Here is a 15,752-nt window from a genome sequence, read left to right as displayed (position 1 = left end):
ATTACTCCACCTCCGCTAGATTTGCCTTAGCCTTAACCATCATCTGTGCAAATCCGGGATCGGTAACCGCTATGATAACCCGTTCTGCTTTACCGACACTAGATCCCAGTTGTTCCCGAGTACCGTATTCGATTAAAGGAACATGATAACTATCGCATTTGTCTCTGAATTTTTTGCTCGTATTCTCGGAAGCATCCATAGCAAGCAGGACCAGCTTTGCCTTACCGGTACGAATCGCATCCAGTACGCCCTCTTCTCCGAATACCAGCTTTCCTGCCCTCATGGCTAGACCAAGCCCGGATAACAGTTTGTTATTCTTCATGGCCTGCCTCTTCCTGGCCTGATAAAAACTGATCCTCCACTTTGATAAATTCCTGCTCCAGCTGATCATAGATCGAGTCCCCTACGGTGTGCTTTAAAGCACGGTCCAGGGCCCGGCTCTTTTTGGCCAGCTTGAAGCACGATACTTTGCCACAGAGATAGGCGCCTCTGCCCGATTTCTTGCCGGTCAGATCGATCAGTATTTCATCTTCCGGTGTTTTGACAACGCGGATCAGTTCTTTCTTGCCCATCATTTGCTGACAGGCTACACATTTTCTTAAAGGGACCCTTCTTGGCCTCATCCTATCACCCGCTCTGGATTCTACCTTATTTTCAGCAGCCGTCATGGATGCATGCGCTCCGCGGCCTTTACGGCTAATCGAAGCTTGCCGAATCCTGAGGCATTTCTTCTGTATACGTTTTTTCCCTGCCGAATTCCTGCTCGGCTTGCGTTTCACTCTTAATATCAATCTTCCAGCCTGTCAATTTAGCAGCGAGACGAGCATTCTGACCTTTAATTCCAATAGCTAGCGAGAGCTGATAGTCCGGCACGATCACCCTGGACATTTTTTCACCCTCAAAGACATTCACTTCCAGCACTTTGGAAGGGCTCAGCGCATTGGCCACATACTCTTCCACGCTTTCGGACCAGCGGACAATGTCGATTTTTTCCCCTTTAAGCTCGCTGACGATCGCCTGCACGCGTACACCCTTGGGGCCTACGCAGGATCCGACCGCATCTACTTCCGCATCGCGAGAATAAACGGCGATCTTTGAACGAAAGCCGGCTTCTCGGGCGACCGAGCGAATTTCGACCACCCCTTGAAAAATTTCCGGCACTTCCAGCTCAAACAATCTTTTGAGCAGGCCGGGGTGAGTCCGCGACAGAAAAATCTGCGGCCCTTTCGTCGTATTTTCAACCTTGGTAATATAAGCTTTAATGCGATCGCCATGTTTGAATTTATCGGTCGGCATCAACTCGTTAAGAGGAAGCACCGCCTCCACCTTGCCCAGATCGACATAGATGCTTCTGGTGTCCTGCCGCTGGACAATTCCGGTGACAATATCTTCTTCCTTCTCGATAAATGCGTTATAGATAAGACCTCTTTCCGCTTCCCTTATCCGCTGGGTAACGACTTGCTTGGCGGTTTGCGCTGCAATTCGTCCAAAATCTTTGGGTGTTACCTCGATTTCGACGATATCGTCCAATTGATAATTCAGGTTGATCTCCCTTGCCGCATCGACGGATATTTCGAGGCGAGGATCGAGTACTTCATCCGCTACGGTTTTGCGGGCGTAGACTTTGATTAATCCGGTCTGCCGGTTAATGTCTACCCGGACATTCTGAGCCGTATTGAAATTTCGCTTATAGCTGGAAATCAAGGCAGCCTCGATCGCTTCGATCAAAATGTCTTTGCTGATTCCTTTCTGCGTTTCGATTTCATGCAGCGCTTCAATAAAATCGGTATTCATGAAACTTCTTTCCCCCTTTCAATAATTGACAAAAGCCAAAGATAAACGGCTATCGCCGTCCTTTGGACAGGCGCGTTTACCAATGAAATATAAGAACAGGGATAAGGTGAAAACTTTTCCTTTCTTATATTTTAAAAAACGATGGCGAGCCTAGCGCTAGCCATTTTGTCGGTCGGAATCGTATGCTGTTTCTTGCCTATCTGGATAACCAGTTGGCTTCCGTCATAAGATTGCAGCTTTCCTTCGAATTCCTTCAATCCGTCTATCGGTTCGTATGTAGTTACGAACACGTGCTTGTCGACCGCCTTGTTGAAGTCTTCCGGTTTCTTGAGCGGACGCTCGGCACCGGGGGAGGATACTTCCAGGAAGTAAGCATTCGGAATCGGATCCTTCTCGTCCAGCTTCGCGCTTAAATATTCGCTCAGCCTTCCGCAGTCATCGATATCGATCCCGCCTTCCTTATCTACATAAACGCGAAGGAACCAGTTGCTGCCTTCCTTCAAATACTCGATGTCAACCAGCTCAATCACATGCTCCTCCAAATAAGGTTGGATCATATTCTCCACTGTTGTTTTGATGTGCGAACTCATGGAACGGCCCCCTCACGCTGCATTATCTGCTTTGTTGGACAACTTGTATGGCTATATCAAAATGTAAAGAGTGGGTTTCCCCACTCTCCTAAAACGATCGCATATCATCATTATTACCAAAAAAAATTATAGCATAACAGAGATTTCCTTACAATAGGTAGTAAACAAATCCCCCAAAAGTAAAGGAAGCCTTAATAGGATTAAAAGAGAGATAACTGATTCGACTCCGGCATTCCGCGGAAGCAGCCCATACCATTTAAAATTTCGAGAACCGTCTTGGAAACCTTCGAACGCTTCTGGAAATCCTCCATCGACAAAAACTCTCCGTCTTCTTTTGCAGCCGCAATATGCTTCGCCGCATTTTCCCCGATTCCTTGAATGGCCGAAAAAGGAGGAATAAGCGAATCCCCGCGAATGATGAAGCGGGTAGCGTCGGACAGCATCAAATCGATCGGCTTGAAGGTGAAGCCTCGCGCCGTCATTTCCAGCCCCATTTCCAGAATCGAGATCATGCTTCTTTCCTTGGCCGTTGCCTGGAAGCCCTTCTCTTCAATTTCGTTCAGCTTCCTCATAATCGCATCATAGCCTTGACAGAACAATTCTACATCAAAATCCTCGGCGCGTACAGTGAAATACGTGGCATAGAATGCAATCGGATGATAAAGCTTGAAGTAAGCGGTCCGCACGGCCGAAATGACATAGGCGGCCGCATGCGCTTTAGGAAACATATATTCAATTTTTTCACAGGAATCAATGTACCACGCGGGCACATTATGTTTCTTCATGTCTTCCTTCCATTCGTCCGTCAGACCTCGGCCTTTCCGCACACTCTCGGTTATTTTGAAGGCGAGACCCGCTTCCATCCCCGCTTTATAGATCAAATACAGCATGATATCGTCCCGACAACCGATAACCGTCTTGATGTTGCAGGTGCCGTTGCGGATCAGTTCCTGCGCATTGCCAAGCCAAACTCCCGTTCCGTGGGACAGACCGGAAATTTGCAGCAGGTCCGCGAAGGAGGACGGCTGAGTTTCCTGCAGCATCTGCCGCACGAACTTCGTCCCCATTTCGGGAACACCGAAGGTGGCCACCGGAGAACGAATTTGCTCCGGCGTCACTCCCAGAGCCTCGGTGGAATGAAAGAGGCTCATGACCTTCGGATCGTTCATCGGAATCGTTGTCGGGTCGACTCCCGTCAGATCCTGAAGCATCCTCATCATCGTCGGATCATCGTGTCCGAGAATATCGAGCTTGAGCAGATTCTCATCAAACGCGTGATAATCAAAATGGGTCGTCTTCCATTCGGACTTGGTGTCATCCGCCGGAAATTGAACCGGAGTAATGTCCTCGACATCAATATAATCGGGAACGACGACGATCCCGCCGGGATGCTGCCCCGTGCTTCGCTTAACCCCGGTACAGCCCATAGCCAGACGCCGCAATTCAGCGTTCCGCCACGTTTCTCCTTGCTGTTCCTCGTATTTCTTGACAAAGCCGAAAGCGGTTTTGTCGGCCACCGTACCAATCGTGCCTGCGCGGAATACACTCTTCTCCCCGAACAACACCTTGGTATAGTTATGGGCTTCCGGCTGATAATCGCCGGAAAAGTTCAAGTCGATATCGGGAACCTTGTCTCCCTTAAAGCCCAGGAACGTTTCAAAAGGAATGTCCTGGCCTTCACCCTTTAACTGGCCTCCGCAACTGCCGCACACTTTATCCGGCAGATCGAAGCCGCTCGGAATGCTCCCGTCAGTAAAAAATTCACTGTGCTTGCACTGCTGACAAATGTAGTGGGGAGGCAGAGGATTAACCTCCGAAATGCCCAGCATCGTCGCTACAAAAGAAGATCCGACCGATCCCCGGGAACCGACCAAATACCCGTCGGCATTAGACTTTTTAACGAGTCGTTCAGATATTAAATAGTTGGCAGAAAACCCGTATTGAATAATCGGCTTCAATTCTTTTTCCAGCCGGTCAATGACAATTTGCGGCAGCGGATCGCCATAGATGCTTTTAGCCGTTTCATAGCAGGTGGAGCGAATTTCGTCGTCCGCCCCCTCGATGATTGGCGAGAACAAGCCATTATCCGTCGGTCCGCCCTTCCGTGGAAACAGCTCCAATTCTGCGAATTGATCCGCTAATGCGCTTGTATTGGTCACTACGACCTCGTAAGCCTTCTCTTCACCCAAAAACGAGAAGGCCTGCAGCATTTCCTCGGTCGTCCGGAAATGAGCGTCCGGCTTGCGCAAATCTTTGAGCGGACTGAAGCCGGTAATCCCGTTGATCGTAATGTCGCGGCATATTTTATCCTTCGGATCGAGATAATGGACGTTCCCTGTCGCAATGACCGGTTTATCCAGCTTGGCGGCCATATCAATAATTCTGCCAATCGCCCTCTCCAGCTGCTCCCTGCTTCCTACCAGGCCTTTATCTACCAGATGCAAATAAAAATCGATAGGCTGAATTTCCAGGACGTCGTAATATTGGGCCACTTCCTCGGCTTCTTCCAACGATTTATTCAGCACGGTTTCGAATAATTCGCCTTTCTCGCAGCCGGAAACGACTAGCAATCCTTCCCTATTCTCTGTCAGCTTGCTTCTTGGAATACAGGCCACGCGGTTATAGTATTCCGTATGAGACAAAGATACCAGCTTGTACAGATTTTTTCTGCCGATTGCGTTTAAGGCATAGATACAACAATGGAAGGGGCGGGCATTGCGCAAATTTTGCCCGACATAGTCGTTCAACGAGGCCAAATCTTCCATACCTTGCTCCAGGGCATCCTTAATCATGCCGAATAAGATGCCTCCGAGCGCCTCAGCGTCGTCTATCGCGCGGTGGTGATTTTCCAAGCTGACCTTGAACTTGTCGGCGAGCGTATTCAGTCGATGATTCTTAAGAGTCGGATACAAGAGTCTCGCCATTTCCAGCGTGTCCAAGGATGGATTGGGCAGCCTTCCCAAGCCTAGCTTGTTACAGTAATGCTGAATGAACCCCATGTCAAAAGTAGCGTTATGCGCCACCAGCACGGCATCACCGACAAACTCTACAAACTCGGGCAGCACTTCCTCCAGATCCCTTGCATCCATCACCATTTCATCGGTAATATTCGTCAGTTGAGTAATATGATAAGGGATTCTTTCATGGGGATTAACGAAGCTCGAAAAGCGGTCGATCACTTCGGAATCCCTCATTTTGGTCCCCGCAATTTCTATTATTTTATTATCCAGCACTGACAATCCCGTTGTCTCTATATCAAAAACTACATAAGTAGCATCTTTAAGGCTGCGCGGATCCGGATGAGTAACGACGGGAATGGAGTCATTGACGACGTTAGCCTCCAGTCCGTAGATCACTTTAATCCCGTGCTTATGCGCAGCATGGTTCGCTTCCGGATAAGCCTGGACACCGCTATGATCCGTAATGGCGATCGCTTTATGCCCCCACTCAGCCGCCCGTTTAATATATTGATCCACTGGGGTGACCGCATCCATCGTGCTCATCGTCGTATGGAGATGGAATTCCACCCGTTTCTCCTCTGCATCGTCCATTCGTTCATTAGGAGGCGCTACTTCATTAACATCCTGTGGAACAAACATGAGCTCCGGCGGGTTGGAGAACCGGTCATACTCTACCTTCCCTCTCATTTTGACCCATTTGCCATTACAAATAAGACTATAGAGTTTAACGTCCTCTTTCGTTCTCGCGAACGCCTTGACAGCGATAGAATCGGTGAAATCAGTCAGATTAAACAGGAAAAGAGTGCTCCCGTTCTTCAGCTCCTTACGATCAAAATCAAAAACGAGCCCTTGCACCGTCACTTTCTTTTCCTCTTCTTTGACAGACATTAGCGGCACCGGAACATCCCGGATTTCAAAACCGATCATTAAAGCCGACGGCTCATCCAATTTTCGCGTTTCCGCCGATTCCCTTTCCACCGACACCATCATTTCTTGAGTGACCGTTCGCTCTTCTTCCTCGATCATTTTGGCGAAGCGCAAATATTCCTCTTCCGCCGATTCCCCTATTTTCATAACAACGTCGTACTGGATAGAAAAGCATTCCGAATAATAGCGTTGAATCCAGCGATCCAACTGTTTTTTCTTCGCTAAATCAAGACCGATCTGATCGAGCAGCAGCAAAGTAATCCGATTGCCCTCAACCTCAACCTTGGCCTTCGACAGCCAACCGTTGATCGAAATAACCTTCTGTTGAATCCATTCGATCATCAGCGACCAATATTCTTCTACCAGCATAGCGCGATCGGCTTCGTTCGAATATTCAAACACGAAGCGGATGTTGGAAATATGAGAAAATTTCTGTTTCACCTTCTCACAAAAATCACGATATACATCGCAGGGGATCAAGCTGTCTTTATGTATGAAAAAGGTCCACTCCGAATTGGTGTGGCTCACCTCGACGCGGTCAATATGGCCATCCCGAAAATGCGATCCGATAACATCCGGCGCTATATCGGCCTGCCTCATCAGCAGCTCGAAGCGGGTTCTTCTATCCGGCAACCCGTTCATCTTCCCACCTCCCCGGTATTATCCGCAGGCGTCCATAAGCCAAAGCTCTATGGTCGCTTCTTTATTCTGATAACATAACCCCACAAAGTGACGTATGCCTTCGAAGCGTATTCCTATTACTTTGCGGGGAGCCCCGAAACTTATAAAATCTATAACAGCAAAGAAAAAGGACATTGGAATCCTGTCCGTCATCCTTTGCCCTCTTATTGTATCTAATTTGAGGCGGTTCATAAAGCCCTCTTTGGGTTACAAATGGTCTTTCCAACGGTACCGATTAGTAAGATCGCCCGAAGACTACCGTGTGTTCCGCTTTCTCTCCGCAAACGAGACAATGGCTCTTAACCTCTTTCGGTTCAAAAGGAATGTTGCGGCTTGTCGCCCCGGTCTCATCCTTAACTTGCGCCTCGCATGCAGCGGATCCGCACCAGCCCGCCCAGACAAATCCACGCTTGTTGTCCATAAATCGCTTTAAATCATCCAATTGGTCAACGGATCCAAAGTTTTCTTCAGCAAAAGCTTTAGCGTTAGCATACATCTGCTGATGCACATCTTCCAGCATTTGCTTCACTTCTTCAACGATGTGCTCCTGGCTGACCATCCGCTTCTCCCCGTTGACCCGCGAGACGAGAACTACTTGTCCCTTCTCCATATCTCTCGGACCGAGTTCAATTCGGATCGGAATCCCTCTCATTTCGTATTCATTGAACTTCCAGCCCGGGCTCTGATCGGGACGATCGTCCACCTTCACGCGAATTCCCGCTTGCTTAAGCTCGGCGAACAGTTCATTCGTACGTGCAACCACGGGATCCCTTGATTTGGGCGGTCCTATTGGAATCATAACGACTTGAGTCGGAGCCACTTTCGGCGGCAGAACCAGGCCGCGATCGTCCCCATGCACCATAATCATCGCTCCGATCAACCGGGTGCTGACTCCCCAGGAAGTCGTATGCGCAAACTGATGCTGATTGTCGCGATCCAAATATTTAATGTCGAAGGCGACGGCGAAATTAGTTCCCATGTAATGGGAGGTTCCTGCCTGCACTGCTTTACCATCCTTCATCATGGCTTCGATCGAGTACGTATCGACGGCCCCGGCGAATTTCTCCGATGGCGTCTTTTTACCCACTATGACCGGAATAGCTAATATATTCTCGACAAATTCACGGTAAATTTCCAGCATTTGCATCGTTTCCCGGCGCGCATCTGCTTCATCCTCATGTGCGGTATGTCCTTCCTGCCACAGAAACTCGCTTGTTCTCAGAAATGGCTGCGTTCTTTTTTCCCAACGTACGACGTTAGCCCATTGATTGATCAACAACGGAAGATCGCGGTAAGAATGAATCCATTCCGCATACATATGTCCGATCATCGTCTCCGAGGTCGGGCGGATCGCCAATCTTTCCTCCAGCTTCTCTCCCCCTGCCTCAGTTACCCATGGCAGCTCCGGATTGAAGCCTTCAACATGCTCCTTTTCTTTTTGAAAAAAGCTTTCTGGAATAAAGAGCGGAAAATAAGCATTGCGGTGCCCGGTTTCCTTAAAGCGGGCGTCCAATTCTTTCTGGCAGAGCTCCCATATTTCGTAGCTGTCCGGTTTGAAGACGATGCATCCCCTGACCGGTGAGTAGCTCATCAAATCAGCTTTGCGAATAACATCCAGATACCATCTGGAAAAATCTTCACTTTGCGGCGTAATTTCTTTAACAAATTGCTTTTCGTTAGACATAAGCGACCTCCAGCCTTCTATTCCCCAAACACTTTATCCTTTAATGAGCCTTAAAATATCGTTATAGGTTACAGCGATCATCAATAGCATAAGCATCGCAAATCCGATAAAATGAACCAGGCTCTCGCGATTCGGATCGATCGGTTTCCCCCGCACAGCTTCAATGCCTAAAAATACTAGCCGACTTCCATCGAGCGCCGGAATGGGCAGCAGGTTAAAAATACCTAAATACAAGCTAAGCAGAGCGGACCAATAAATCATTGGAGCAGCGCCAGCGGCGGCATATTCTCCTGTCACCTCGACAATCCGAACCGGCCCTCCCAGGTCATCCATAGAGAATTGACCGAACACCAGCATTTTGAAGCCAATCATAATTTGTTTGGTCACCATCACCATGTTGTCCCAAGCTCCGGCAAAAGCTTCACCGATCTGTACCGAACGTGTCCCAAAAGCAAGCGAAACGCCTACTAAAGGTTCTGTAGAAGTTTTGTCCCGCGGGATCACTTCTTTGCTCAGCTGCTCCTGATTCCGCTCAATAACCCAGGTCATCGGCTGTCCGGCGGAATCGCTAATCAATTCCATCAGTTTGTTGCGATCCGTGCCGATCGGCTCCCCGTTAACTTCCCGAATAATATCTCCCGCCGCAAGTCCAGCCTTCTCCGCAGGAGATGCGGGCTCAATACCGCCCAGAGTCACATTGACCGGGACCCCATTCATAAACATAAAGATTAAAAACAGCACAAACGCAAGAATGAAATTCATTAATGGCCCGGCAAAAATCGCTAACGCGCGTTGTCCGACCTTCTTGCTTCCGAACTGACGATCCCATGGGGCAATCTGGGTTTCTCTTTCCCGAGCCACCATCATAGCTTGAGGATGAATCGGATAGCGCACCGTTTCACCATCAGCCATCAGTTCTACAAATAACTCTTTCTCTAAATCAATACGGACCACTTCACCGAGCAGAATGTCCGAGCGCTGATCGAGCTTATCCAAAAACAGATGAGTCACCATCTCTTTATCGATATAAACCCCTATCGTTTGTCCCGGCGATATTTCCACGATTTCCGGATCTTCACCCGCCATCCGGACAAAGCCTCCGATCGGCAGCAGTCTGAGCGTATATTTGGTCTCGCCTTTCTTAAAGGTAAACAATTTCGGCCCGAAGCCAATGGCGAATTCCCTGACTAGAATGCCCGCCCGCTTGGCGAAATAAAAGTGTCCCCATTCATGAAGAGTAACCAACACGAAAAACATGAGGATAATTTGCAAACCGATTTGTACATACTCCAATCTTGGTTCCTCCCAGCTAACGGTAATGTATTTCCGAACAGTATTGTTTCCGTATCCCGTAATTCCCTGGAATCCACAGTGATCCGGGTTCCGTATCCAGCCAATGCCCTGCAGACAATGCTTGAGTGGCGCCGGAAATACAGCAACGATTCTGCGCTCTTAAGCTTCGCGCAGCCTTATCGGGTGCTGAGCCGTAATTTCGAACTCGCTCTTTTACTGTTCTAAGATTAACATGTTTTCCATTTCCAATACAAGCCGGGCTGGCTATACCCATTTATATGTACAAACTTGGCCTAACTATTCATAATCCTGCTATCCTGTTAACCGCTATATAAGCGGCACTAAAGAAAGCGATCATTCCGTTCCGAAGGAAAGTGCCTCCGAAGCTTCAAACATCATACTCCTTCCCCAAAAAGTGAGGATATGCTTCGTAGTGAATTCCGTCCGCACCGTAACACGGTCGGCGTCTAAACCCTCCTCTAAGCGCGGTCGATCCCCCTGACTTTGCTTCGAAAAAGGTTTATACATTACTTTTCGGGGACCCCGACCAACAGATTCCTTCTATATGGATGGGCCTTCGGAAGGTAGGAATACAAAGCCAAAACTCGCCCTGGAAGCATCTTTCTTTCTCCTCTTCATGAGCTTTGAAATCTTTAGTGCCGAGTATATGGTTCAACCCATACTTGTGACCATGGGCTAGAGATCCGTTCCATGAAACCGCCCCATAGAAAAAGCCGGGCGAAACCCGGCTAGCCCTCACTATGAGCGGTTAGAAAGCGATTCGGCCGGCGATTTCTCTAGCCCAGGCATCGGTTTCCAGCACCTGCCCCAGATCGGGCGAAATGACCAGTTGATGTTGATCCAGCAACTGATAAATAATGGCCTCGATTTGCAGGAAAGTAATTTCCCCTCGCATAAACCGGGCGACGGCTACTTCGTTGGCCGCATTAAACACTGTCGGTGCGGTGCCTCCCAAGCGTCCGCTCTCATAAGCCATAGCCAGACACGGAAAACGCTGCATGTCCATTGGCTTGAAATGCAGCTTCCCCAGCTGCGCTAAATTAAGCGGTGTCGTCGGCGTTTTCTTGCGTTTCGGATAGGTCAGGGCGTATTGAATCGGAACCCTCATATCCGGATTTCCCAATTGAGCGATAACGCTGTTATCGACAAATTCAACCATGGAATGGATGGTGCTCTCCTGATGAAGGATAACCTCGATCCGGTCATAAGGCATCCGGAACAGCCAATGAGCCTCGATCACTTCCAAACCTTTGTTCGCCATCGTAGCTGAATCGATCGTTAGTTTGGCTCCCATAGACCAGTTCGGATGCTTAAGCGCATCTTCCAATGTTACCCCGTGAAGCTCTTCCCGGCTTTTATCCCGGAAGGCTCCGCCTGATGCCGTCAGCGTTAGCTTGGAAATGGCCGCCGGAGATTCCCCGTTCAAGCATTGGAATATGGCGGAATGCTCGCTGTCCACGGGCAGCAGCGCAACTTCGTGTTTAGCCGCAAGCTGGGTGACCAAATGCCCGGCGCTGACTAGCGTTTCCTTGTTGGCGATTCCAATCTGCTTGCCCGCTTCAATGGCAGCCAATGTCGGTTTAAGCCCTTGACTGCCGACGACCGCGGTGACCAACAAATCAGCATCGGTGCCCGCGGCGACTTCCATGACTCCTTCCTCACCGTATAATACTTCGGTGGAGGATGGAATCATCATCTTCAACTGCTCAGCCAGTTCCTTGCTCGCTACGGACACCTTCTTCGGTCGGAACTGCTTGATTTGTTCAATAAACAAAGGAAGGTTTGCGCCTGCGGCCAAGCCTTCTACTATGTAACTATCCGAATCATGGGCAATGACGTCCAACGTTTGTGTCCCTATGGATCCGGTAGAGCCTAATATCGAAATTCTTTTGACCACTGCGATCCCTCCTAAATTGGGATAAGCGATAGCAGGTGCACAAACGGGAATACGATCAGCCAGCTGTCCACCCGATCCAGCACCCCCCCGTGTCCAGGCAGGATGTTGCCCGTATCCTTGATCCCTTTTACCCTCTTGTAAGCCGATTGAATGAGATCGCCGAGTTGACCGACCACCGCAATAACCGCTCCTAAATAAATAGCGTTGCCTAGCGGGAGCAGCTCCGGCTTGGCCCAGGAGAAGCATAGCGCCGCAATAATCGCCAACACGATTCCGCCCAACGCCCCCTCAATCGTTTTATTCGGGCTTATGGTTGGCCACAGCAATCGTTTCCCGAACGCACGGCCCGCAAAATAAGCGCCTGAATCGGACGCCCAGATGCATACAAAAATAAGCAGCGTCCAAAACAGTCCGTTAGGCTCAAGGTTACGGGAATAAATCATATAATGAAAGCCTAAGCCAATATATACAGCCCCCGCGAATACGGAGGAAATCTGATCGATCGTCGTTTTGTTTTTGGTAGCGACCGTAGTCACTAGAAGTACAAACAGCAGCAGCCAGACAAGGCCGATTAAACCCAATTTGCCGCTGAAGAGCTCTGTATTCGCCATAAAAACGAAAGTAACCATAAAGATAAAACCGATGACGAACAGCGGAAAATGGTTCCTGAGCTTGTACATGCGCAAATATTCCCCGAGTCCGACAACGGCGAGCCCGAGCACCAGGCCGGCAAACCAGTAACCGCCTAGCAGCAAAAACGTTATAAACAGCGCTCCGGCCACTACACCGGTTACAATTCTCGTCTTCATGTCCATCCTCCAACGAATGAGCTACAGTCCCCCGTAGCGGCGGACCCGGTTCTGATATTCCCTGATTGCTTCGAAAAAATGATTTTCCGAAAATTCCGGCCAATATAAATCGGTGAACCACAATTCTGTATAGGCCAGCTGCCACAGCATGAAGTTGCTGATCCGCAATTCTCCGCTTGTCCGAATAAGGAGATCCGGATCGGGCAGGCCCGACGTCTGCAGACGATTGGAATATTCCTCTTCGGTAATGTCTTCCGGCTTGAGCTTTCCTAACTGAACGTCGCGCACCATCGCTCTCATTGCTTCGGTCATCTCTTTGCGGCTGCCGTAATTAAAAGCGAAGTTCAGAATTAAACCGGTATTATGCTTCGTCCGTTCTATGGCATTCTCCACCGCTTCCAGTGTGTGCCCCGGGACTCCTTCCTTCCAACCGGTCATGCGGATCCGTACATTCTTTTCGATCAATTCTTCAATTTCCAGCGGGAAAAATTCCTGGGGAAGACTCATTAAGTAATCGACTTCATCTTGGGGTCTTTTCCAATTTTCTGTAGAAAACGCGTACAGCGTTAAAATCTCGACGCCGATATCGTCTGCCGCTATAGTGATCTTCTTGACATTCTTCATCCCTGAATGATGTCCTGCCACACGCGGCAGTCCTCTTCGTCTCGCCCATCTTCCATTACCATCCATAATAATGGCGACATGACGGGGTATGTTGTCCTCCGTGAGGTCGCTTTGGCTATCGACTTGCTTTTTTTTGCCAAACCAAAATTTCTTTTGAGACATTGTTGTATCCCCCATAAAGGTTTAGAAAAACGGTCAGCAAAGCTATGGTTACCGAAGCTTGATCGAAGATGCTGCCGAACGGATAACTGCCGCGGCAGTATCGCAGAATAATATCCAAAAAAAGCTAAAAGGCCCCCCTCAACGAAGGGGGTTGTCAACAAGGCGCAACACTAGACTTCGGTAATTTCCTTCTCTTTTGCTGCGAGGATCTTGTCTACCTCCGCCACATATTTATCGGTCATTTTCTGAATGTCATCTTGATGCCTGCGGGATTCGTCTTCGGAAATATCCGTTTTTTCCAGCTTTTTAATTTCATCATTCGCATCTCGGCGAATATTGCGGACCGCTACCTTGGCTTCCTCTCCCGATTTGCGTGTCAGCTTGACCAGTTCTCCTCTTCTTTCAGCAGTAAGCGGAGGAATAACAATACGGATAGAGCTTCCATCATTAGCAGGGGTTAGCCCGAGGTCTGACTTCATAATAGCTTTCTCGATGGCAGCGATGGAGGACTTATCCCAAGGTTGAATTAACAAGGTGCGGGGATCGGGGGTTGTAATATTAGCCAGCTGATTAATCGGGGTCAACGCTCCGTAATATTCAGCCTGAATTCGGTCCATCAGACCGGGTGTCGCCCGTCCGGCCCTTAAGGAGGCAAGCTCTTTTCCGAGCGAGGCTAATGCTTTTTGCATACGTTCTTCAGCATTTTTCTTAATCGACTGCGGCATTAAGATACACTCCCTTTTACTATCGTTCCGATTTTTTCGCCTAATACAACACGTTTAATATTGCTTTCATCCGTTATGGAAAACACAATCAACGGAATATCGTTATCCATGCATAAGGAGGAGGCGGTTGAATCCATAACTCCCAAATTGTTGCTGATCACTTCCATATACGTTAATTTATCAAACTTGACTGCATCCTTGTCAACAAACGGATCTGCACTGTATACTCCGTCCACTTTATTTTTACCCATCAGGATGACTTCGGCTTCGATTTCCGCAGCCCGTAAAGCCGCGGTTGTGTCTGTAGAGAAATAAGGATTTCCGGTTCCCGCCGCAAAGATGACCACCCGTCCTTTTTCCAGATGACGGATCGCTCGTCTGCGTATGTAAGGTTCCGCAACCTGCTGCATTTCAATCGATGTTTGAACGCGAGTAGGAACCCCCACGTTTTCCAAAGCGTCCTGGAGAGCGAGCGAATTCATGACCGTAGCCAGCATACCCATATAATCCGCAGTGGCACGGTCAATTCCTTTGGCACTGCCGGCAATCCCCCGCCAAATATTGCCCCCGCCGACGACGATGGCGATTTCCAGATTCAGATCATGGACCGTCTTAACTTGCTCCGCAATAGAAGTAATCATGGCAGAATCTATCCCGTATCCCTGCTGCCCGGCAAGTGCCTCACCGCTCAATTTCAATACAATTCGCTTAAAAATGGGTTGTTCCAACGTAGGTACCTCCAGTGAAGATAGTTTGTGATCCGTTGTTCAAGCATTCGTGCAGCCTGATGCGGCTAAAAAAGAAGGAACACGGATGGTGTTCCAACTTAACGCCATTGTTATTACATTTTCGTTTGAGACATTACTTCTTCAGCGAAGTTTTCCTGCTTCTTCTCCATGCCTTCTCCCAATTCATAACGAACAAAGCGGCGAATGGAAATGTTCTCCCCAATTTTGCTGATTTTCTCATTCAACAAGGTGGAGATCGTTTTGTCAGGATCTTTAATAAAGGCTTGCTCCATCAGACAAAATTCCTCATAGAATTTACTGATGCGGCCTTCTACCATTTTATCAACGATATGCTCCGGCTTTCCTTCATTTAAAGCTTGAGCGCGTAAAATTTCTTTTTCCTTCTCCAGCTCTTCTTGAGGTACTTCTTCACGTCTTACATAACGCGGGTTGATTGCTGCGATCTGCATGGCGATGTCTTTAACGAAGTCTTTAAAGTCATCCGTCTTGGCGACAAAGTCTGTCTCACAGTTGACTTCAACCAGAACTCCCACTTTACCGCCGGCATGAATGTAGGATTGAACTGCACCTTCTGTAGCGATCCGTCCAGCTTTGTTGGCAGCAGCCGCCAATCCTTTTTCACGCAATGTTTCTACCGCTTTGGCTACGTCACCGTTGGTTTCCTCCAAAGCTTTTTTACAATCTAACATTCCTGCGCCTGTTTTTTCGCGCAATTCTTTAACCATTGCAGCTGTTACTGCCATTTGTTCTTCCTCCTCGACATGTTGGCTTAAGCCTTGCTATAGAATCCCCACAAAGTGACGTATGGCCTTCGAAGCGTATTCCAAGTACTTTGC

General features: G+C 48.7%; 13 protein-coding genes. All 13 read right to left on the bottom strand.

What is annotated here, in order from left to right:
- Nucleotide 1: 1 nt before the first annotated feature.
- Nucleotides 2–322, bottom strand: a complete 321-nt coding sequence (locus KJS69_RS11490) for a L7Ae/L30e/S12e/Gadd45 family ribosomal protein (protein WP_213583902.1) — start codon at nt 320–322, stop codon at nt 2–4.
- Nucleotides 312–623, bottom strand: coding sequence for an RNase P modulator RnpM (gene rnpM, locus KJS69_RS11485; protein WP_213583901.1), 312 nt, complete (start codon nt 621–623; stop codon nt 312–314). The genes KJS69_RS11490 and rnpM overlap by 11 nt, the downstream gene beginning before the upstream one ends.
- A 73-nt stretch (nt 624–696) precedes the next feature.
- On the bottom strand, nt 697–1,794 hold the full coding sequence (gene nusA / locus KJS69_RS11480) for a transcription termination factor NusA (protein ID WP_213583900.1): 1,098 nt from the start codon (nt 1,792–1,794) through the stop codon (nt 697–699).
- Nucleotides 1,795–1,925: 131 nt separating this feature from the next.
- Nucleotides 1,926–2,384 (bottom strand): ribosome maturation factor RimP, encoded by a 459-nt coding sequence (gene rimP / locus KJS69_RS11475; protein WP_213583899.1) that lies wholly within the window; start codon nt 2,382–2,384, stop codon nt 1,926–1,928.
- 200 nt (nt 2,385–2,584) lie between these two features.
- The gene (locus tag KJS69_RS11470; protein WP_213583898.1) at nt 2,585–6,913 is read right to left on the bottom strand and encodes a PolC-type DNA polymerase III; all 4,329 of its coding nucleotides are present in this window, start codon (nt 6,911–6,913) and stop codon (nt 2,585–2,587) included.
- Between the two features lie 274 nt (nt 6,914–7,187).
- Nucleotides 7,188–8,636 (bottom strand): proline--tRNA ligase, encoded by a 1,449-nt coding sequence (gene proS / locus KJS69_RS11465; protein ID WP_213583897.1) that lies wholly within the window; start codon nt 8,634–8,636, stop codon nt 7,188–7,190.
- A gap of 33 nt (nt 8,637–8,669) precedes the next feature.
- Complete coding sequence (gene rseP, locus KJS69_RS11460) at nt 8,670–9,929, bottom strand: RIP metalloprotease RseP (RefSeq protein WP_213583896.1); 1,260 nt, start codon at nt 9,927–9,929, stop codon at nt 8,670–8,672.
- A 769-nt stretch (nt 9,930–10,698) separates the two neighbouring features.
- Nucleotides 10,699–11,847, bottom strand: a complete 1,149-nt coding sequence (locus KJS69_RS11455) for a 1-deoxy-D-xylulose-5-phosphate reductoisomerase (RefSeq protein WP_213583895.1) — start codon at nt 11,845–11,847, stop codon at nt 10,699–10,701.
- Nucleotides 11,848–11,858: 11 nt separating this feature from the next.
- On the bottom strand, nt 11,859–12,656 hold the full coding sequence (locus tag KJS69_RS11450) for a phosphatidate cytidylyltransferase (protein WP_213583894.1): 798 nt from the start codon (nt 12,654–12,656) through the stop codon (nt 11,859–11,861).
- A 21-nt stretch (nt 12,657–12,677) separates the two neighbouring features.
- Complete coding sequence (locus KJS69_RS11445; protein WP_213583893.1) at nt 12,678–13,442, bottom strand: undecaprenyl pyrophosphate synthase; 765 nt, start codon at nt 13,440–13,442, stop codon at nt 12,678–12,680.
- Nucleotides 13,443–13,612: 170 nt separating this feature from the next.
- The gene (frr, locus tag KJS69_RS11440) at nt 13,613–14,167 is read right to left on the bottom strand and encodes a ribosome recycling factor (RefSeq protein ID WP_213583892.1); all 555 of its coding nucleotides are present in this window, start codon (nt 14,165–14,167) and stop codon (nt 13,613–13,615) included.
- The gene (gene pyrH, locus KJS69_RS11435) at nt 14,167–14,895 is read right to left on the bottom strand and encodes a UMP kinase (RefSeq protein WP_213583891.1); all 729 of its coding nucleotides are present in this window, start codon (nt 14,893–14,895) and stop codon (nt 14,167–14,169) included. Before pyrH ends, frr begins: the two co-directional genes overlap by 1 nt.
- Nucleotides 14,896–15,008: 113 nt before the next feature.
- A complete protein-coding gene (gene tsf / locus KJS69_RS11430) occupies nt 15,009–15,659 on the bottom strand; it encodes a translation elongation factor Ts (RefSeq protein ID WP_213583890.1) in 651 nt (216 codons plus the stop codon).
- Nucleotides 15,660–15,752 lie beyond the last annotated feature (93 nt).

This window comes from Paenibacillus sp. J2TS4 (assembly GCF_018403245.1).
Taxonomy (GTDB): domain Bacteria; phylum Bacillota; class Bacilli; order Paenibacillales; family NBRC-103111; genus Paenibacillus_L.
Note: the sequence above shows the minus strand (reverse complement) of the source record. Positions and strands in the feature narration are given on the sequence as shown.